Source organism: Gardnerella phocaeensis, from assembly GCF_048545075.1.
Classification (GTDB): domain Bacteria; phylum Actinomycetota; class Actinomycetes; order Actinomycetales; family Bifidobacteriaceae; genus Bifidobacterium; species Bifidobacterium vaginale_J.
This window is the reverse complement of sequence record NZ_JBKQXS010000001.1, coordinates 147,849-167,741: the sequence shown is the minus strand read 5'-3', so window position 1 is coordinate 167,741 and position 19,893 is coordinate 147,849. Positions and strand designations below refer to the sequence as shown.

The following is a 19,893-nucleotide window of genomic DNA, read 5'->3' as shown; positions in this document are numbered from 1 at the left end:
GCTTCAATAAATCGTTATTGTTCAGGCTGCTTATCTGCATCATTTTCAGAATCATCTTCAATGCTGCTTTCGGAAATTTCGCTATTCTCGTCTGATTCCGAAGGATCGAAGCGATAGCCAACATTACGCACTGTGCCAATCAAATGTTCATATTCAACACCAAGTTTTGCACGAAGCCTACGAATATGGACATCTACAGTACGAGTGCCACCGTAGTAGTCGTAACCCCATACTTCTTGCAACAAATGAGTGCGAGTAAACACCCTGCGCGGATGCTGCACAAAGTATTTCAGCAATTCAAATTCTTTATAAGCTAAATCAACAGGATGACCATGCAAACTCACTGTGTAGCTACGCATATCTACAACGAGATCTCCAGAACGCATAGTTCCATTGTCTGAATTGAAAGAATCATCAATTTCAGAGCCTTGCGAATGCACAAATAAATCATCAGAAGATCCGTGTTGCAAAGAAGCCAAACGCAAACGACCTTCTACTTCTGCAGGAGAAGCATTGGTTAGCACAACATCAGAAATGTTCCACGAAGGATTTACTACAGTAAAACCACCCTCAGTTATAACTAATATGACAGGAACCGTAATATTTGCAACACGCAGAGAAGAACACATTGATTTAGCGAGAGCTAAATCCTCACGCGCGTCAAGCAAAAGAATGGTTTGTGCAGGTAGTTTTGCCAAACTTGACGTATCCAAAGAAAGTAAACGCACTTTATGAGATAACAAAGTAAGTGAAGGTAAAACTGAAGAGGGAGAAGCACACGAAGTCATCAATGTGATATCAGTCATATGATGCCTCCAACAAACAATTGATGTAGTAGCAAATTCAGCCTTTACAGGAATTGTAAACCATACTGCGAAAAATAGCGATAAGCGCAACACTTGCGTCTTCCGAAGATAAAAAATATCAACACAATAAAGCGCAGTGCAGGTTATAGGCTACATTAGTAAATAAACAAAGTAATTTGTTAATATTTTATGGGCATATTACGCTTTATAAATATAAAACTTACAGCACTAGGGAGTGTGTATGAGCAATGAAACACGTATCTGCAATGACAAGATGCAGAAAAATGATAATTCTTGCGTAAATGTTCAAAAACATACACGTATACCTAGCATGAACGCATTGGCGATGTTTATAAGCCAAATTTTTGTTGTAGTACTTCTCGCAATTGCAGCGATATTGCCAATTGCAACAGCAAAAATAACACTTATGTTATGCCTTATCATAATGCTTATATTTATAGCGTTGTGGCCACTGCGCGGAAATTTAATTGACAGAGCTATTGCATTATGCGCAGGAATTGCTTCTGCATGGTTTGCAACTGGAGTATTAAAGGTATGGCTGCCAAAAAGCGTCGTCATTGATAACGAAACTGTGTCAATGAGTAAGTTTATTGCTGCAATTCACCCTTACGAACGTTGGGCTGTATCTTTTGCTCTAATTCTTGTAGCAGCAACATTTGTGACATTCTTGAGGCAAATGCTGCGCGAGAATCGCACAAATTTAGTACGAAATCTTTCGCACACGTTGACTGCAAGTATTGCTTGTGCAGCACTTCCGGGTTGGCTATTTTTGCCGTCAATTATTAGCTTTATACCATCGCTTCGCAATTTAAACGCTGGAATACTCGTTATAGTACTGTGCATATTTATGCTAATCGCGCTATCAGGACTTTCATATTTATGGGTTCGCAACAATTATGAAGAATACAAAACTGGAATTATTGCGCACGATATCGCTACTTCTATATTGCCAATAATGCTTTCAGGAATGCTTGTGTATATTGCAGGTCTTGGAATGCTAGTAGCTGCTTAAAATTATTTAAAGCGTATGTAACGTTACGTTTTAATTTACTTTTGAAATCACCTGCTTACATAAAAACGTCGAAAACACGGTATGTGTCTTCGACGTTTTATTTAGACTGTAATTTTATTGTTTTGCTTATTAAAAGCGAAACTTATTTTTCGCTTTCTTCCAAGCGCTTGCGAGCTGCAACGATTTCCTTCTCAGCCTGCTCAACGCCAGCCCAGAAGTCACCAGGAAGAACTTCCTTACCTGGCTCCAAAGCCTTGTACTGCTCGAAGAAGTGCTTGATTTCAGCCTTGTGATACTCGTTCACGTCATCAATATCCTTGATGTCGTCGAAACGAACGTCAGCTGGAACACACAAAACCTTGTCATCTCCACCGGCTTCGTCAACCATGTGATACAAGCCAACGGCACGGCACTCAACAACGCATCCTGGGAACACAGAATTTGGAATCATAACAAGAGCGTCGAGTGGATCTCCATCTTCGCCCAAAGTGCCATCAATATAACCGTAATCATCTGGATAACCCATAGCTGTGAAAAGCGTACGATCCAAGAATACGCGACCAGTTTCGTGATCCACTTCATACTTGTTCTTAGAACCGCGTGGAATCTCTACCACAACGTTAAAAGTTTCTGCCATTTTGGCTCCTTTGATAACTTTAATAACAATTCATATAACTGTTCTATCTCACTTTAGCGCGCACCGACGAACGACAACAATAGAGCATGCAATACAAAATTTTGTTAACAAATTTCATTAAATAATAAACGTTTTGTATCCCTTACAGAAGTAGCATAAAATCACATATTTTTAGCGCATCCTAGGCATATCAACAAGACACGCTTTAAGCTATAAAAGTGTCTTAATACGCAGTTAATATTGCTACGTTTTACACACGATATGTTGCACACATACCAGTATGGTTACCGAAGCGTAGGCAAGATGACAAAAAAGAGATGCGTGAACACTTCCACTGTTTCACAAGCAGATCAATCCTTCAAAACAAAGAAGGTTACTGCAGAAAAAAATGCTAGTAAAACGAACTCAACTAATCTTTCATCAAACGCAAATAATACAGTAGAAAAATCTATTACCGTAGAAAAAACTATTAATAGCGCAAAAGCTGAAAATAAACAGTCATCTACTTTACCTACAAATACTGTTTCGAAGAGAAATAAAGCAATAGACGGTTTAAGAGCTCTAGCAATTATTGGTATTGTATGCTTTCATATGCGTCCAAGCCTTCTTACGGGAGGATTCCTTGGAGTAACACTGTTTTTGGTATTGGCAGGATATTTTTGCACGAGATCAGTTCTGCGCTATTTAAACGCAGATAAAAACGCAAAAAATGCGGAAAATATCGAAGATAATAATAAAAATACTCAAGGAATCAAGCATTACTGGGAATATTTACTAAAGCGCGTAAAAAGAATTTGGCCATCGACACTTGGAATTATCGCTATAACAGCACCAATTATGTGGCTTTTTTCGCCAAGTCTACTGCCAAAGTTACAAGCAGATGCTCTTTCAGGCTCCGGATTCTTTAGCAACATAATGTATGTTGCTCGTAAACTTTCATATTTTGAACAGTCCGGATTACCTTCTCCTATCAAACATCTTTGGTATCTCGGACTTATAATGCAAGCTTTTGTTATATGGCCTATTATCCTTGCTGCACTTATTAAATTCGTGCGTAGCAAGCTAGTACGCATGTATATCACAGCAGGCTTAGCAATACTTTCTTCTATTCTTACTTTTACTTTTTCCTACTTATTTGACAATTACACAACCCCAGCTCGCGTCTACTATTCTCTAGATACTAGAGCATCAGAATTCTTAATGGGCGCAATGTTAGCAATGTACGGCGCTTGGTTTGCAAAACATTCATTCCACGCGTGGCTTATTCATGCATTACATTTGCTAATTGGCAAAAAGAACATATCTGTCAGCTTAGCTTCATCAGTTAAGTTAGATAGTAATGCAGATAGTAGTGTAGATAATTCAGCACTAACGAAAAAATCAGATAAATCCTACGCAAATAACGAAAAAGTATTTGCTGAAGATGGAATACCTGCTGACTTGCGCGAAGGATTACAAATTGATTTATCAGATAATAGCGTAGATTCAGATATACAAGAACTTCCAAATAACGCATTCAATAAGCCAAAAACTGTTTTTTATAATCCACTTCATGCATGGCAGAGATCTTGCATTGGACTGTTGGCAACAATTGTGTTGTGCTACTGCTTCGTGTATGCAGAAGGCACATCTTCAGTATTTGTTTTTGGCGGATACACAATAACAGCAGCCGCTTGCACACTAATACTGTGGTCTTGCACGCAAACTGATAATATTTGCTCAAGAATATTTTCATGGGCTCCGCTCGCTTATATCGGCAGACGCTCTTTTGCAATTTATTTAGTTCACTTCCCTGTTCTTGAATTATTCAACCCAGCAAATAGAACAACTGCTGTATCTACAGGCGAGCAAGTCTTTCAGGCACTAGTAATAGTTGCACTTGCAGAATGCTTGTATCAGTTATTTGAAAAGCCAATAAAAGATCAACAATTATTTAAGCTTATCCGCTCTGTTTCACTAACTTTGTGCTGCATAATTATTGTGTCGTTAATTATCTTGCCAGTAAATTGGCAAGATATAGCTAAGCATAGGTCAATGCAGCTTCGCCCAGAATTGACAGCACAAGTAGCTCAATCTTCATTGTTAAATAAAAAACCTACTGCTTTTGACAGAACTAATTCTGAGCAAAAAACAAAAGGAAAAGCAGTTCCAAAAGGTGCGCAAAAGGATGTAGTAAAACAGTCTCTTCCACCTACACCATCGAAGTATCGCATTCTCTTCCCTATTGCAGAAAAAGTTCCACGAAATCTTGTTACTACTCATACGCGAATCGACAAACGACGCAACACTTGTTCCGTGAACTTAACTATGGTTGGAGATTCTATTACTGAAGGCGCTAAACCATATTTGATGCAAGTTATGCCTAACGCTTATATAGATGGAAAAGTGAGTAGACAAATTTTCCACGGAGCTGATGAATACGAGAAAGATATTTCTGTAAAACACGCTGGAGATGTGGTAATTTTCGCTCTTGGAACCAACGGCCCTCCTCGTGACGATAGCGTGCTTCAACACATGGTTGATGTCACAAAAGGTAGGCCTGTTTACTTCGTTACAACACGAGTTCCGCAACCTTGGCAGGATGCAACGAACGATAGCTTACGCAAGTTCGCAGCAACTCACCATAATGTTGGCATTATAGACTGGCATGGTTTGAGTAACGGTCACTCAGAATATTTGACTGACGATGGAGTTCACTTAACTCCAGTCGGTGGTCCGCAATACGCGAAAATGATTCGTTTAGCAGTGTGCGGTGGCTGAAAATTAGAGTTATAGCGCGTTAAAACTTTTTAATACTGTTATTAAGCGTAATAAATTGCGTTTTGCGTGGTGAAAATAGCTACGAAATATTACGATAGTATTTATGACTGAGTTGAGGACACTACATGATTCGCAAGACGCTGGGGAAAGCGTATCTACTTGGACGAATCCTTTGCGCGATCCGCGTGATTTGCGTTTAGCTCGTATTGCAGGCCCGTGCAGCCTAGTAATTTTTGGCATTACTGGCGATTTAGCACGCAAAAAACTTATGCCAGCAGTATATGATTTAGCTAATCGCGGTCTTTTGCCTCCAGGATTTGGTTTAACTGGTTTTGCAAGACGCGATTGGACGGATGAGCATTTCGTAAACTTTGTGCGCGAAAATATTGAGCAGCATTGCAGAACGCCATTTCGTGAGTCAACTTGGATTAATCTCGCTAAAGGCATACGTTTCGTGCGTGGTACTTTTGACGACGCGTCCGCGTTTGAGCGTTTAAGCAAAACAGTAAACGAGCTAGATAGGGATCGTGGAACTCGCGGAAATCACGCTTTTTACATGTCTATTCCGCCTTCCAGCTTCCCGGTTGTTGCGCAACAACTTGCAGCATCAGGTCTTTCGCACTCTTCTGAACATGCTTGGCGACGCGTAATTATTGAAAAGCCTTTTGGACACGATTTAGCGAGCGCACGAGAGTTGGATCGCGTTGTTTCTGAAGTTTTTGATCCTAATTCTGTGTTCCGAATTGACCATTATTTAGGCAAGGAAACTGTGCAAAATTTGCTTGCTTTCCGCTTTGCTAACGCAATGTATGAGCCGATTTGGAACGCGAATTACGTCGATCACGTGCAAATTACGATGGCTGAAGATATTGGCATTGGCGGAAGAGCCGGATACTACGACGGAATCGGCGCTGCACGTGACGTGATTCAGAACCATTTGCTTCAACTTATGGCTCTTACTGCTATGGAAGAGCCTGTAAGTTTCCGCGCTAGCGATTTGACTGCTGAAAAAACGAAAGTTCTATCCGCAATCCGACTACCTCAAGACTTGGCTGCCAATACCGCTCGAGGACAGTATGCAGCAGGATGGCAAGGCTCTTACAAAGCTGTTGGATACTTGGAAGAGCAAGGAATCAACCCTAAAAGCACTACTGAAACGTACGCTGCTGTACGACTTGACGTTGATACTCGCCGTTGGGCTGGAGTTCCGTTCTACTTGCGAACCGGAAAACGTTTAGGCAAGCGCGTTACAGAAATTGCTGTTATTTTTAAGCGCGCTCCGCATTTGCCGTTTGAGTCTACTGCTGTGCGCGAACTTGGCAGTAACGCTATTGTGATTCGAGTGCAGCCAGACGAGGGCGTTACTATGCGCTTTGGTGCGAAAGTTCCTGGCGGAACTGCTATGGAAGTTCGAGACGTTTCTATGGACTTTAGTTACGGACGCTCTTTTACTGAAAGTTCCCCTGAAGCTTACGAGCGCTTGATTCTTGACGTACTTCTTGGCGAACCACCGCTATTCCCAACTACGCAAGAAGTAGATTTAAGTTGGAAAATTCTTGACCCTATTGAGGAATTCTGGAGTTCGCTTGGCACACAACCGCAACCGTATCGCGCTGGAACGTGGGGTCCAGAAGAAGCAGATGCTATGCTTGCTCGAGATAATCGTCATTGGAGGCTGCCATGATTATCAACCTTCCTGATACTAATACAAGCAAAATTGCAGCAAAAATCGACGAATTGCACGAAGAGCGCGGCGAATCCGCTACTGGTCGAGTGCTCACTTTGCTTATTGATACAACTCTTAAAGAGTTAGAGCATGCACTTGATGCAGCAAACACAGCTAGCCGCGAGCATCCTTGCCGAGTTATTGCAATGGTTCGAGATTGGTCTAGCGAGCACGCTGCTGAGCGCGGTGAGGTTGTGCCGAATCTCGATGCTCAAGTGCGCTTTGGCGCAGATGCTGGAGCTGGTGAAATTATTATTTTGTATCCGCACAACGGTTTAGTTCGTCATCCGGATACTCTTGTTATTCCACTACTTGTGCCAGATGCGCCGGTTGTTGCATGGTGGCCAACAAACGCTCCGGAAGATCCTGCTCACGATTTGCTTGGAGCTATGGCAAGTAGCAGAATTACTGATGCACAGCGAGCAGACGATACTCTTAAAACTGTGCAAAACTTGCGCAAAAACTGGTCTCCGCAAGATGCAGATTTGTCTTGGACGCGTTTAACTCCTTGGCGCGCTTTACTTGCTTCTATGCTCGATCAACCTCCACATTTGCCTATTCTTAGCGCGAAAGTTGTGGGTCCTACTCATTACGTGTCTTTGCATTTACTTGCAGCTTGGCTGAAGAGTAGCTTGCACGTGCCTGTAGAAATAGTTGAAAATCCCGAAGCTCAAGCTATTACTTCCGTAACTTTAGAACGCGAAGATGGCACATTGTCACTCACTCGCCCTGCTGGCGGAGATCAAGCTTTGATTAGCTTGCCTGGACAGGCTGCACAACCTATTGCGCTTCCTATTCGCACTTTGGATGATTGCTTAAGTGAAGAATTGCGACGCATTGATCCTGACGAAATTTACGCGCAGTTGGTTAGAGATAATCCTGCAGAAAATGCGTAAAACATTACGTGAAACAACTTGTGAAACAACGTATGAAACAGCGTGTGAAACATTTTTAATTGCATAAAAGGAACAACTATGACAAATAATGAAGTTACTTTTGCACATAACGCAAGTATTTACGGATACGATAATCGCGATGTGCTTGCAGCCGTTGCAGCTCAACGCCTAGTAACGCTTATTATGGAGTCACAAAATAATGTGCAAAATCTCAATAAACCATTCCATTTACTTCTTACTGGTGGCACAGATTCAATACGCATGTTCCAAATGCTTGCTAGCAATCCGCTTTTACCGGCGATTAACTGGAATTTAGTGCATATTTGGTGGGCAGATGAGCGTTTCGTAGCTTACGATAGCGAGGATCGCAACGCACGCAAGGCTCGCAAAGTGTTTCTTAACTTACTTACTTCTAACAAGGCTTTGGCAGAATCTCATATTCACGAAATGCCTGCAGACGAGCGTAGTGCTGAGGAAATTGCAACAGCCAGCGACGCTGAAAATGATGCAATTTTAGATGCTGCAGCACGCGACTATGAGGAAGAAATTGTGAGCATACTTGGTAAAGAGCCTGTGTTTGATTTAGCAATCCTCGGTATGGGTCCGGATGCTCATATGGCTTCGCTTTTCCCAGGATTGCCGCATGTCAACAATCGCGAGCACATTGTTGTTGGAGTAAACCACTCCCCTAAGCTTCCTCCAATGCGATTGTCTCTTACAGTCCCTGTGCTGGCTCACAGCCACCGCACTTGGTTCTTGACTGCCGGAGCAGAAAAGGGTGCTGCTTTAATGAATTCACTTTCTGAAGCTAATAATCCTGAATATCCTGCGTCTTTTGCAAACGGCACAGACGAAATCTCTTGGTTAACAACCGCAGAAACTTTGCAAGCTGCTATTAAGTAGCTTTCATAGCTTTCTAGCAACATGCATAATATTCAGAACAATAAATAACAGACCCCTGCATAATAATGCAAAGGTCTGTTATCTCTAAATATTATTTTTTAATCTTGCTTTACTTCTGGGCGATTAGGATCTGCCCACAAAGTGTGGAATACGCCTGGCTCGTCAATGCGACCGTAAGTGTGCGCACCGAAGAAATCGCGCTGAGCTTGAATAAGCGAAGCCGGCAAACGCTTTGAACGCAAGCCATCGTAGTATGCAAGCAAGCTAGAGAATGCTGGAACAGGCACGCCATGCTCAACTGCACGCGCAATAACACGACGCCAAGCAGCTTGAGACTTTTCAATTGCATCCTTAAAGTACGGTGCAAAAAGCAGAGAAACACTTGCTTCACCAGACTCAAACGCCTCGGAAACGCGGTTCAAGAACTGAGCACGAATAATGCAGCCGCCTCGCCAAATGCGAGCAACCGCAGCCTGGTCAATCTTCCAATCATGCTCAATTGCAGCAGCCGCAATCTCGTCGAATCCCTGAGCATAAGAAACAATCTTAGAAGCGTACAAAGCTTGACGAATATCCTCAATAAACGCCTTACGCTCAGCATCGTTCAAATCAAAATGCACGTCCGGGCCAGTCAAACCCTGGCTTTCAGCAGCTTCACGCAATGCAACTTGGCTTGAAAGACCGCGCGCAAACACAGCTTCAGCAATACCCGTAACCGGTATTCCAAGCGAAAGAGCAGACTGCACAGTCCAAGTACCAGTACCCTTCATGCCAGCATGATCCACCATCATTTCAACCAAAGGCTTACCAGTCTTAGCATCCTTCTGACGAAGCACATCAGCAGTAATCTCAATCAAATAAGAATCAAGTTCGCCCTTATTCCACTCGCTAAACACATCCGCAATTTCGTCGGACTTCATGCCCAAGCCGCGAAGCATTAAATCGTAGCTTTCGGCAATAAGCTGCATATCCGAGTACTCGATGCCATTGTGAACCATCTTCACAAAGTGGCCAGCACCGTCGGTACCGATATGCGTTACGCAAGGCTCACCTTCAGCAACAGCCGCAATAGACTTCAAAATAGGACCAAGAGTCTTCCAAGATTCCTCAGTGCCACCAGGCATCATCGAAGGACCACGCAAAGCACCTTCTTCGCCGCCAGAAACACCGCAACCAACGTAATGAAGACCGCGCGCGCGAATGTCACGCTCTCTGCGAATCGTATCTTCAAAATAAGAGTTTCCGCCGTCGACGATAATATCTCCAGGCTCCATAGCGTTCGCAAGTTCTTCAATCACAGCATCCGTAGGAGCACCAGCTTTTACCATAATTATTGCGGTGCGCGGACGCTTTAGAGAAGCCACAAATTCTTCAACAGTTTTTGAAGGCACGAAAGCACCTTCACTGCCATGCTCATTCATTAAAGTTTCAGTGCGCGAATAATGACGGTTATAAACAGCTACTGTATTTCCATGATGCGCAAGATTACGCGCTAAATTCGAACCCATGGCAGCCAAACCAACAACACCAATATTTGCCTGAGCTTGAGTCATAATGACACCTCTTATCTTGTACTTGTTTTGTTATTTGCACGCATGCTTTGCGCACCCAAGCAATCTGCATTATCTACAAAATGCACAATTTTTTATTTTGCGTTACGCCCCTTCAAGAAACGCACTTAATAATTTTATAGGCGGATATGCACAAGGCTTAACAATATGCAAGCTAAGCAGTTTCAAATATAAATTTTGTGAAATAAATTACATTTTTAATCGTTAAAACTAAGCTCATATTCACTTCATAAAACACGACACGCTTACGAACACGCTATTTTTAGCTATTTTAAATAATAACTATATATAGTGTTTACACAATCGACACACCACTATAAATAGTGCTTATTCGGAGTAAGCTAACTACTTGGCTTTTGTCGATACAACACGGAATTGCAAAATTCCCCATCACCAGAGGAGATTGAAATGACTATCACAGTGTTTACTAAACCTCATTGCCCACAGTGTGATGCAACTAAGCGACAGTTCACAAAACTTGGCGTGAACTTCGAAACTGTAGACTTGTCAAAAAGCCCTGAATCACTCGAACAGTTAAGAAATGCAGGATACCGTCAAGCTCCAGTAGTCATTGCTCCCGACGCATCCTGGAGTGGGTACCGTCCAGATTTAATTGCGCAAATTGCAGATAAACTCGGAACTTCCGCAGAGACAGCAAAAGAAGCATAAGAAATGTGTGAACAAGAAAGCATCACAAAACCAAGCGAGCCTGAATCACGCGCACAAGGCGAATCAATCGGAGCTGTAGTCTACTTTTCCTCAGTTTCCGAAAACACGTTAAGATTTGTGCAAAATTGCGATTTTCCAAGCAATAACGTGAACGTATATCGCATACCACTTCGCCCTAAAGAACCGGAATTAAACGTGCGCGAACCGTATGTTTTGATTGTTCCAACTTACGGCGGTGGAAATATTGCAAAAGCAATACCGATGCAAGTTCGCAAATTCTTAAATAATCGCGAAAATCGTTCGTTTATTCGCGGAGTAATTTCTTCCGGAAATACGAATTTTGGAGAAGCATATTGCGCTGCAGGCGGTCAAATTGCAGGAAAGTGCGGAATCCCAAATATGTACTCGTTTGAGCTCACGGGAACTCAAGAAGATATAGAAAAAGTAGCGCAGGGCATACCGAGATTTTTAAAACAACTCAAAGAAACAGAAGAAACAGAACAAGTGAAATAAACGAAATAAACAAGATAAACAAAACAAGTAAAAGAAACAAAACAAAAAGCGTTTGAAAAAGCAAAAATAACGCATGAAGAAAGGAACAAACCCCATGAATAGCACGGATCCGATGAGCGAATCTACTTCGCTTAATCTTGATCACACTGATTCTGCAAGCGCAACAGCCAGCGCAACTGCCAGCACAACTGCGGAGCGCATTCGCAACAGCCGCGACTACCACGTTCTTAACGCTATGCTTGGTCTTTTCGACCCAGAAAAGGGCATTCAGTTTGATAAAGACAGGGAAGCAGAAAAGCTTTACGTTTCGGGTTACGTGCAAGAGCACAGCATGAAGTTTGCTTCCACTCGCGAGCGCTTGAACTATCTGATTGACAACTATTACTACAACGGCAACGTATTCGGAAAGTACAGCGACGAGTTCCTCGATAAATTCTACGAGCACGCGCAAGCCGCTCACCACACTTTTGGCACATTCTTGGGTGCTTTTAAGTTCTACACTTCTTACGCTTTGAAGACTTTCGACGGCAAGCAGTATTTGGAAAACTTCGCTCAGCGCGCAGCTGCAGTCGCTTTGGAACTCGCAGACGGCGACGAAAAAGCAGCGCTCAACTATTTGGACGAGATGCTTGCAGGTCGCTTCCAACCAGCTACACCAACGTTCTTGAATCTTGGTAAAGCACAGCGCGGCGAGGCTGTAAGCTGCTTCCTCGTGCGCCTGGAAGATAACATGGAGTCTATTGCGCGTGGAATTAATTCTGCTTTGCAACTTTCTAAGCGTGGCGGCGGCGTGGCTCTGCTTCTTACGAATTTGCGCGAGCTTGGGGCTCCAATTAAGCGCATTGAAAATCAGTCGAGTGGCGTTGTGCCTGTTATGAAGCTTTTGGAAGATTCATTCTCTTACGCTAATCAGCTTGGTGCTCGTCAGGGTGCTGGTGCCGTGTATATTAGCGCTCACCACCCAGATATTATGCGTTTCCTCGACACTAAGCGCGAGAATGCTGACGAAAAGATTCGTATTAAGTCGCTTTCTTTGGGCGTTGTGATTCCAGATATTACTTTTGAGCTTGCTAAGCGCAAGGAAAAGATGGCTTTGTTTAGCCCTTACGACGTTGAGCGCGAGTATGGTAAGCCTTTTGCAGATATTTCTGTTACTGAGCATTACGATGAGATGGTTGCAAATCCTCGCATTCACAAGAAGTACATCGACGCTCGCGAATTCTTTATGACGATTGCAGAAATTCAGTTTGAATCCGGCTATCCTTACATTTTGTTTGAGGATACTGTGAATCGCACGAATCCTATTGAGGGTCGCATTACTATGAGCAACTTGTGCTCCGAGATTTTGCAAACTCAAGAAGCAAGTACTTATAATGCCGACTTGTCTTATAGCCACGTTGGTCGCGATATTTCTTGCAATCTTGGCTCTCTTAATATCGCTAAGGCAATGGACGGCGACTTGGGTGCAAGCGTTGATTTGGCTGTGCGCGCTCTCACTTCTGTTTCGGAGCATACTTCTATTGATTCCGTTCCTTCGATTCGTCGCGGAAACGAAGAAGGTCATGCTATTGGCTTGGGTCAAATGAATTTGCACGGTTTCCTTGCTCGCGAGCATATGCAGTACGGAAGCGAAGAAGCTCTTGACTTTACAGACATGTACTTTATGACTGTTGCTTACCACGCTTATAAAGCTTCTCACGCTTTGGCTGTAGAGCGCGGCCACGCTTTTGCAAGCTTTAAGACTAGCGCTTACGCTAAGCCTGCAGGCAAAGGCAACTACTTCGATAAATATACTGATGGAAGTCGTTCTCTTGAGCCTCGCACTCAAGCGGTTCGCGATTTGTTTGCTCGTTTTAATGTTGCAATTCCAACCGTTTCTGACTGGGAACAACTTCGCGACGAGATTTTGCGCGATGGCATTTACAACGAGTATTTGCAAGCTGTTCCTCCAACTGGCTCAATCTCTTACATCAACCATTCCACGAGCTCGATTCACCCAATTGCTTCTCGCATTGAGATTCGTAAAGAGGGCAAGGTCGGTCGCGTCTACTACCCTGCCGCTTACATGACGAATGACAATATGCAGTACTTTAAGGATGCTTACGAGATTGGTTGGAAGGCAATTATTGATACTTATGCTGAAGCAACTCAGCATGTGGATCAAGGATTGTCGCTTACTTTGTTCTTCCCAGACACTACTACTACTCGCGATTTGAACAAAGCTCAGATTTACGCGTGGCGTAAGGGCATTAAGACTCTTTACTACATTCGTATTCGCCAGAAGGCTTTGGAAGGTACAGAAATCGAGGGTTGCGTAAGCTGCACGCTGTAAATAACAGCGCTAAAAATCGCAGCGACGTAAATCTTTAAAGATTAAATCAAAACTTAAAAATTTTATAAAACGTAAACACAAGATCAGGAGTAATTATGACAGAACTCAGCCCAACCGAGCTTAGAAGTAGCCTCGATAAGCCTTTCGGCACAAATCGCGTAATCGCAGATGACGCTATGATGGCAGCTTCTATCACACCATCTCAGTACCGCTACCATCACGGATCGCGCGTGCGCCCAGTTAATTGGAACAATATTGTTGACGACAAGGATTTGGACGTTTGGAATCGCCTTATTGCTAACTTCTGGCTTCCAGAAAAGGTTCCACTGAGCAACGATATTCCTTCTTGGCGTTCCCTCACCGACCTTGAGCGCAAAACCACTACTCGCGTTTTTACAGGCTTGACTTTGCTTGATACCAGCCAGGCAACTATTGGCGAGCTTTGCCAGATTGAGCACGCTCGCACTGAGCACGAGCAGGCTATTTACACGAATATTGCTTTTATGCAGTCGATTCACGCTCGTTCCTACTCCTCTATTTTCTCCACTCTTTGCTCTAGCGAGGAAATTGATGAGGCTTACCGTTGGGCTGTTGGAAACGACGTTTTGCAGCAGCGCGTCACCACTGTGCTTTGCGAGTATGAGAGTGAAGATCCACTTAAGCGCAAGATTGCAGCAACTATGCTTTCTTCGTTGCTTCTTTACGCGGGCTTCTACCTTCCGCTTTACTTTGCTTCTCGCGGCAAGATGATGAACACTGCAGATATGATTCGTTTGATTTTGCGCGATAAAGCAATTCATGGCTATTATTCTGGCTACAAGTTCCAGCGCGGTTTGGAGCTTAGAAGCGAGAACGATAAGAAGAATCTTGAAAAGTTCACTATGAACTTGCTCGATACTTTGTACGATTTGGAAGTTGAGTATTCTGGTCAGATTTACGAAGGATTTGACTTCCACGATGACGTTTTTGACTTCGTGCGCTACAACGCTAACAAAGCTTTGATGAATCTTGGCTATCCTGCTAAGTACAGCGAAGAAGAAACTCACGTAAGCCCAGAAATTCTTGCGGCTCTTTCTCCTGCTGCCGACGAAAATCACGACTTCTTCTCCGGTTCTGGCTCCAGCTACATTATGGGCAAGTCCGTTGAAACTGACGACGATGATTGGGATTTCTAGTCGTATAGCCTACTGTTTGACTATTTAGCAGTTTGATTGGTTAACTAATTAGATTTAATTAGTTAACCAATTTAATTTATATAAGTTAATTATTAAACCAAAATATCGCATACACAAAAACTGAAAAATTAGAAAGTAGCACAGACTACCTCCACACTTATGGTACACTATGTGAGATGAACTGGTTTTGTTAATCCCTTTATGCAAAAATCAGCAGTGGCTATCACTCATCCTAACGTTTAAGCCAAAAACTTTTGGGCTGAACTGAGCTGGCGTTCAAGTTTGGAATCCAAATTGATAAGTGCGCCTAGCAGCTATTAGTCACGTCTGTATGAAGAAAGAAGGACAAGTATGGGGAAAATGACTTATAAAAAATTACTTTGTCTTGTAGTGCTATTCAGCTCGTTAGTAGGACTAGCAGCCTGCGGTAACACAAAAGCAAACAATACAGCGTCTACGAAAATAACCCGTCAGTCAACTAAAGAACATTCAAAATCAATCAAAAAACCTTCAGAAAAGAAAGTTCCTGAGGCTTTTGTAGAAGGCGAAAAAGGAACTTTTGAGGCTCTAGGCGAAACCAAATCTGTTATTTGGGAAGCTTACCCTAAAAGTTTGTCTCAGGTGAAAGATTCTTTTTATCACTGGACGCCTAATGACAAATGGTTCCAAGTTAATACCGGTCATTATATGGTCGCCGACCGTTTAACCACTTCAGGAGCTTTATTAAGGAAACTTCAAAAGGGCACACCAGTCAAATTAAACGGCAAAGATTATAAAGTTACGGATTATAAAAACTTTGAAGGTAACGGCAGCTCTGATAAATTGTCAAACCTATTCAAAGAGTATATTAAGCAATTCCCTAAATCTGCTTACTTTGTCCAAACTTGTCTTGATGCCAGAACTTATGGCGGTCAACGTATAGTAGTTTTTGACGTAGCAAAATAGTAAATGGTTTAGCAACATAATTTAGATTATTTGCCATTTTGTTGTTTTGAAAATATTGCCTGTGCATCGACTAGGTTGATGAGCAGGCAATATTTTTTTAATTGATTACGCGACTGTATTGCGCAACTTTAATTGCACAGTCGCTATGTTATACGAGTTATCGTGGCAGTTTTTGCTAATTTTGCAATTTCTGCCACGATAACTTGTGATTATTGCTGCGCAATATAGTCTCGTAACTATTGTCCCGTAATCAGTTAAAAAACATTGTTTGCGCGTCAACAAAGTTGATGCTTGTTTTAGCATGACGAGGATTGTAAGAAGTTGGATACTTTGTAAAAAGCATAAATATTTTCTTATAATCGCGATTTTTTGCATTCTCAACTAAAGTTGCTCGCTGCAACAACTTGCTCACTGCTTCAGCTTCGTTAAGATTATTACGCCACTTACATTCTGCAATAAGAAGCTGTTTGTTAATATCGTCTTGCGCAACAATATCGATATCAGTTTGTTCACGAGCAATAGGATCAGCACCCCACCATTTACCTAACGTAGTTGGCAAAAAGTCCATTCTGCCAATTTTGCATTGGAGCACAATCCACTGCTCGCACATTTTCTCAAACTGTTGACCTACAAAAGTACTAAATACTTCATGTTCGCCACCAAGAACACTACTTGCGGCAGCGTGCGAAAGTCCGCGTTCGATCAATCCTTTATTAGGTGCTACAAACCTATACCAATACGCAAAAAATGGGTCGCAAATCTGCCATAATCCTTTTTTGCAATGAAGTGGATTCATACCGAATGGAATATTTCTTTCAATTAATCCAAGGCCTTCTAATGTTTTCAAATACACGTTCACCGATGTAGCCGGCAATCCAATACGATCCGATATTAAAGTTGGAGTGTTGCATCCCGTTGCAAGAGCATTGAGCACACTATTGTACGTTGAAGGATCGCGCAATTCCTGGCGCATAAGCATGTCTGGTTCAGCGTACAAAATTCCCGAAATATTAAAGCATAGCTGCTCAAGATTTTCCGCAAACGAAGAGTTATTATCTAACTGTTCAATATAGTATGGTGTTCCTCCAAGGGATGCAAAATAGTTGATTTTATCTTCCCAAGTAGCATTATTTGGCATAAGCTCAGATGCTTCAAAAAGATTAAATGGTTGCAAGCGAATCTGTGCGGTACGTCTTCCGTAAAGTGGACTCTTTTTGCCAAGCACTTCACTTTCCATGAATCCTTCGTTGCTGCCGCACAAAATAAGAGTCATGTTCGTGTTCTTAAATTTATGATCTATTGCGACTTGGAATGTTGACGCTAGGGATTTATCTGCTTGAGCTGCGTAAGGAAATTCGTCAAAAACTAGAATAAGTGGAGATTGAGAAGCGCTTTGATTTGCGTTGTTAGATTGTTGCGCAACAAAATCAAGAGCGTCGTTCCAATTATTAAACGATCCTGTAGTTGCTGGTAGATTGAAGAAGTCGTACACAGTTCGCGAGAAATCACGCAAATTCTCGATATTGGTTTGTTCGCGAGCAGTAAAAAGTATTGCGCGCTTATTTTTACAAAATTGTGAAATAAGCGAAGTTTTTCCTACTCGTCTTCGACCATAAACTATTGCCATCTGGAACGAGTGTTTGCTGTTTTCATACAGTTTTTCCAGTACTTGTAACTCGTCTTGTCTGCCAACAAAAACCATATTCCACCTGCCGCTACGCTAATAATTGCAATATTTTTCAGCGCATCTTATAGCTGCTGAATCTGCGCTCTATCTAATATAATCGCGATTATTATAATCGTAATTATAATAATCTAAATTATATTATTTTGCAATATATTCAACGCAACCGCGCGTTATCGTGGCAGAAATTGCAAAATTCGCAAAAACTGCCATGATAACTTTGTATAACATAACAACGAAACAGCATTCTGTATTGCAAATTAACCGCCTACTTGCATCTGCTGCGCAGCAGACGCGTCCAAATACTCGGTCGAAAAGCGTCCAAGTACTCGATTGAAGCGCAAGAAAGCACAATAAGCATCTTGCGCAATGGCTATTTCTCTGCATGAAGCGGAACATGTACATTAATAATCCACGAATCGCCATCTTCAATAACTTTAAAAGTTCCACCAACGCGTTCCGCAAGCATCTTATGAAAACGCAGTCCATATCCTAATTGCAAGTTAGCAAGAATACCTCGTTGCGCACTATTTATACACGTAATATGACATTCATGGTCATTAAGCATTACATTCATGGCGTATTCTTTAGGCCTTGCAGCATGCTTTTTTACGTTCGCAAGAAGTTCTCGGCAAATATACTCAATTTGAGCACATTCTTCAAAAGGCAAATGCGCTGATCTCGAATCTTCAGCAGTTAAATCAATACTAAAGTCAATGGAACCAATATAGCCAAGCTTTTCAAATGACTTTTGTTCACCATCAAATAAAACGCGTAATCCTGTGCAAAAATCTTTATAACATGTAGTCGATTGCATAACATCGCCAGTGCTTGCAGTTGTAGCATTGTCAAGAAGAGAAATGATATTACGTGCTCTATGAACAGTTGTAGTAGCACGTTGAAGAATCTCTTGCGAATTTTCATGCTCTTGTTCATGAGTTGTTTGAGGTTCAATAGATTGTTGAGCCATCATCATAATGCTGGAAAGCTCATTAGTTACTTCATCGTGCATGCGAATTGCTGCAATAGTGGCATATTTTTGAAAAACATTGTAACGCTGCGCAAATAACTGTTCCTGTTGTTGGTGAATAGTAGAAATATAGTATTTTACGATTGCGCTAGAAATAAGAGTAATAAGAAGCCACCACGCTAACACATAAGCGTTTTGAAAATCGCAGATAATAAAGAACCATGAAGATACTCCGCAAGAAGAAAGCACGGTGTACCAAGGTTGAGTAATTACAGCAATTGCCAAACAAATCAATATGGTAAGCATCATAGATGAGTAGTTGATATTGGGCGCAATAATTACCAACGGCATCCAAATAAGTACAATAAAAGATGCTTTACGAGGCCATATTGCAATACATAAGCAGATTACAATCCATACTATTTCAACCGTAATGGCATGCCAATTAGAGTAGTAATGAAGATTATTATAGGAACAAATTTCAAGAAGCAAAGTACAACTTATGATCACACCAATTCCAATTTTCTGCCAGGCATCATGCGGCAAAAAATTGATCATACGCGTTAATAATTTCATAACTACCTACTTTTACGCGTTAATTTCTTATACGTTATATGTCATGCGAATATTTTGCGAGCGCGACAAGCGCCTGCATACGACTTCGTACTTGAAGTTTTCCATAAATACGACGTAAATGCGTGTTTACTGTTGAAACTTTCACATTAAGCTGATCGGCAATCTCTTTCGTAGAATACCCCTGTTTGCACAAGCGCATAATTTCCGATTCTTGAGGAGACAAAACTGAAGCCTTCGGAAGTTGAGAAATCATATTAAATGATTCTTGCGGAGTGTGAAAATAGTCAATATATTGTGGCAATTCTGGGCAACCGTAGCTTGTTGCGCGCGATTGGATGGCTGCAACTACGTCTGCTACATTGTCTTTATGCACTAACGCTTGACCACCCGACTTAGCAACTTGCAATACGTATTCATCCAGCATGTAGGAAGTAATGCCAATTAAAACAATATTGCTATTGCGCTCGCGAATTGCCTTAATCACATCAACGCCACTCATTTCTCTCATTGACATATCTACTAAAAGTACGTCAGGAGTATTTTCTGTAACGCAACGATGAATAGCTTGTTTTGCAGAAGAACACATCCATGAACAAACAAAGTTTTCAGGCAAACGACTTTTTAAAAGAAGTTGCATATATCGCAATACAAGCGTGTCATTATCAACAATTGCGTAAGTAGTGTTCATACAATATAT

16 protein-coding genes are annotated in these 19,893 nt (G+C 41.9%); 10 read left to right on the top strand and 6 right to left on the bottom strand.

Annotated elements, in window-relative coordinates:
- Positions 1-14 precede the first annotated feature (14 nt).
- Positions 15-806, bottom strand: a complete 792-nt coding sequence (locus ACJV2T_RS00715; protein WP_415683245.1) for a response regulator transcription factor — start codon at positions 804-806, stop codon at positions 15-17.
- 241 nt (positions 807-1,047) lie between these two features.
- On the opposite strand from ACJV2T_RS00715, the gene ACJV2T_RS00710 reads away from it, so the two are divergent.
- On the top strand, positions 1,048-1,839 hold the full coding sequence (locus ACJV2T_RS00710; protein WP_415683244.1) for a beta-carotene 15,15'-monooxygenase: 792 nt from the start codon (positions 1,048-1,050) through the stop codon (positions 1,837-1,839).
- 142 nt (positions 1,840-1,981) lie between these two features.
- On the opposite strand, the gene ACJV2T_RS00705 is transcribed toward ACJV2T_RS00710, so the two are convergent.
- Positions 1,982-2,476: an inorganic diphosphatase gene (locus ACJV2T_RS00705; RefSeq protein WP_004105658.1), complete on the bottom strand. Its 495-nt coding sequence runs from the start codon at positions 2,474-2,476 to the stop codon at positions 1,982-1,984.
- A gap of 303 nt (positions 2,477-2,779) precedes the next feature.
- On the opposite strand from ACJV2T_RS00705, the gene ACJV2T_RS00700 reads away from it, so the two are divergent.
- The 4 genes from ACJV2T_RS00700 (at position 2,780) to pgl (ending at position 8,761) form a co-directional block, all read left to right on the top strand.
- Positions 2,780-5,236 (top strand): acyltransferase family protein, encoded by a 2,457-nt coding sequence (locus tag ACJV2T_RS00700; RefSeq protein WP_419398863.1) that lies wholly within the window; start codon positions 2,780-2,782, stop codon positions 5,234-5,236.
- A gap of 103 nt (positions 5,237-5,339) precedes the next feature.
- The gene (zwf, locus tag ACJV2T_RS00695; RefSeq protein WP_419398862.1) at positions 5,340-6,920 is read left to right on the top strand and encodes a glucose-6-phosphate dehydrogenase; all 1,581 of its coding nucleotides are present in this window, start codon (positions 5,340-5,342) and stop codon (positions 6,918-6,920) included.
- Complete coding sequence (locus ACJV2T_RS00690; RefSeq protein ID WP_419398861.1) at positions 6,917-7,858, top strand: glucose-6-phosphate dehydrogenase assembly protein OpcA; 942 nt, start codon at positions 6,917-6,919, stop codon at positions 7,856-7,858. Before zwf ends, ACJV2T_RS00690 begins: the two co-directional genes overlap by 4 nt.
- A 78-nt stretch (positions 7,859-7,936) precedes the next feature.
- Positions 7,937-8,761 carry a 6-phosphogluconolactonase gene (gene pgl / locus ACJV2T_RS00685; protein ID WP_419398860.1) on the top strand — a complete coding sequence of 275 codons (825 nt, stop codon included), beginning with the start codon at positions 7,937-7,939 and terminating at the stop codon, positions 8,759-8,761.
- A 98-nt stretch (positions 8,762-8,859) separates the two neighbouring features.
- Here pgl and gndA read toward each other — a convergent pair whose 3' ends face one another.
- On the bottom strand, positions 8,860-10,314 hold the full coding sequence (gndA, locus tag ACJV2T_RS00680; RefSeq protein ID WP_101885857.1) for an NADP-dependent phosphogluconate dehydrogenase: 1,455 nt from the start codon (positions 10,312-10,314) through the stop codon (positions 8,860-8,862).
- A gap of 426 nt (positions 10,315-10,740) precedes the next feature.
- Between gndA and nrdH the strand changes: the two genes are divergently transcribed.
- The 5 genes from nrdH (at position 10,741) to ACJV2T_RS00655 (ending at position 15,966) form a co-directional block, all read left to right on the top strand.
- Entirely contained in the window at positions 10,741-11,001 is a 261-nt protein-coding gene (gene nrdH / locus ACJV2T_RS00675; RefSeq protein WP_119527179.1) for a glutaredoxin-like protein NrdH, read from the top strand.
- A gap of 3 nt (positions 11,002-11,004) precedes the next feature.
- Entirely contained in the window at positions 11,005-11,514 is a 510-nt protein-coding gene (nrdI, locus tag ACJV2T_RS00670) for a class Ib ribonucleoside-diphosphate reductase assembly flavoprotein NrdI (protein WP_419398859.1), read from the top strand.
- 94 nt (positions 11,515-11,608) lie between these two features.
- A complete protein-coding gene (gene nrdE / locus ACJV2T_RS00665; protein WP_419398858.1) occupies positions 11,609-13,846 on the top strand; it encodes a class 1b ribonucleoside-diphosphate reductase subunit alpha in 2,238 nt (745 codons plus the stop codon).
- Positions 13,847-13,941: 95 nt separating this feature from the next.
- Positions 13,942-15,021: a class 1b ribonucleoside-diphosphate reductase subunit beta gene (gene nrdF / locus ACJV2T_RS00660; protein ID WP_012913780.1), complete on the top strand. Its 1,080-nt coding sequence runs from the start codon at positions 13,942-13,944 to the stop codon at positions 15,019-15,021.
- Between the two features lie 351 nt (positions 15,022-15,372).
- Complete coding sequence (locus ACJV2T_RS00655) at positions 15,373-15,966, top strand: hypothetical protein (protein WP_415683236.1); 594 nt, start codon at positions 15,373-15,375, stop codon at positions 15,964-15,966.
- Positions 15,967-16,216: 250 nt separating this feature from the next.
- Here ACJV2T_RS00655 and ACJV2T_RS00650 read toward each other — a convergent pair whose 3' ends face one another.
- The 3 genes from ACJV2T_RS00650 to ACJV2T_RS00640 all read right to left on the bottom strand — a co-directional run bounded on the left by ACJV2T_RS00650 (position 16,217) and on the right by ACJV2T_RS00640 (position 19,884).
- Positions 16,217-17,668 carry an ATP-binding protein gene (locus ACJV2T_RS00650; RefSeq protein WP_419398857.1) on the bottom strand — a complete coding sequence of 484 codons (1,452 nt, stop codon included), beginning with the start codon at positions 17,666-17,668 and terminating at the stop codon, positions 16,217-16,219.
- A 355-nt stretch (positions 17,669-18,023) separates the two neighbouring features.
- Complete coding sequence (locus ACJV2T_RS00645; protein WP_415687469.1) at positions 18,024-19,196, bottom strand: sensor histidine kinase; 1,173 nt, start codon at positions 19,194-19,196, stop codon at positions 18,024-18,026.
- A gap of 34 nt (positions 19,197-19,230) precedes the next feature.
- Positions 19,231-19,884, bottom strand: coding sequence for a LuxR C-terminal-related transcriptional regulator (locus ACJV2T_RS00640; protein WP_419398856.1), 654 nt, complete (start codon positions 19,882-19,884; stop codon positions 19,231-19,233).
- Positions 19,885-19,893 lie beyond the last annotated feature (9 nt).

What these genes read in the sequence shown, in the direction of transcription:
- ACJV2T_RS00715 (WP_415683245.1), bottom strand. Translation starts at nt 806, where the DNA reads ATGACTGATATCACATTGATGACTTCGTGTGCTTCTCCCTCTTCAGTT.
- ACJV2T_RS00705 (WP_004105658.1), bottom strand. Translation starts at nt 2,476, where the DNA reads ATGGCAGAAACTTTTAACGTTGTGGTAGAGATTCCACGCGGTTCTAAG.
- ACJV2T_RS00655 (WP_415683236.1), top strand. Translation starts at nt 15,373, where the DNA reads ATGGGGAAAATGACTTATAAAAAATTACTTTGTCTTGTAGTGCTATTC.
- zwf (WP_419398862.1), top strand. Translation starts at nt 5,340, where the DNA reads ATGACTGAGTTGAGGACACTACATGATTCGCAAGACGCTGGGGAAAGC.
- nrdI (WP_419398859.1), top strand. Translation starts at nt 11,005, where the DNA reads ATGTGTGAACAAGAAAGCATCACAAAACCAAGCGAGCCTGAATCACGC.
- nrdF (WP_012913780.1), top strand. Translation starts at nt 13,942, where the DNA reads ATGACAGAACTCAGCCCAACCGAGCTTAGAAGTAGCCTCGATAAGCCT.
- ACJV2T_RS00690 (WP_419398861.1), top strand. Translation starts at nt 6,917, where the DNA reads ATGATTATCAACCTTCCTGATACTAATACAAGCAAAATTGCAGCAAAA.
- ACJV2T_RS00640 (WP_419398856.1), bottom strand. Translation starts at nt 19,884, where the DNA reads ATGAACACTACTTACGCAATTGTTGATAATGACACGCTTGTATTGCGA.
- ACJV2T_RS00645 (WP_415687469.1), bottom strand. Translation starts at nt 19,196, where the DNA reads ATGAAATTATTAACGCGTATGATCAATTTTTTGCCGCATGATGCCTGG.
- ACJV2T_RS00700 (WP_419398863.1), top strand. Translation starts at nt 2,780, where the DNA reads ATGACAAAAAAGAGATGCGTGAACACTTCCACTGTTTCACAAGCAGAT.
- pgl (WP_419398860.1), top strand. Translation starts at nt 7,937, where the DNA reads ATGACAAATAATGAAGTTACTTTTGCACATAACGCAAGTATTTACGGA.
- ACJV2T_RS00710 (WP_415683244.1), top strand. Translation starts at nt 1,048, where the DNA reads ATGAGCAATGAAACACGTATCTGCAATGACAAGATGCAGAAAAATGAT.
- nrdH (WP_119527179.1), top strand. Translation starts at nt 10,741, where the DNA reads ATGACTATCACAGTGTTTACTAAACCTCATTGCCCACAGTGTGATGCA.
- gndA (WP_101885857.1), bottom strand. Translation starts at nt 10,314, where the DNA reads ATGACTCAAGCTCAGGCAAATATTGGTGTTGTTGGTTTGGCTGCCATG.
- nrdE (WP_419398858.1), top strand. Translation starts at nt 11,609, where the DNA reads ATGAATAGCACGGATCCGATGAGCGAATCTACTTCGCTTAATCTTGAT.
- ACJV2T_RS00650 (WP_419398857.1), bottom strand. Translation starts at nt 17,668, where the DNA reads ATGGTTTTTGTTGGCAGACAAGACGAGTTACAAGTACTGGAAAAACTG.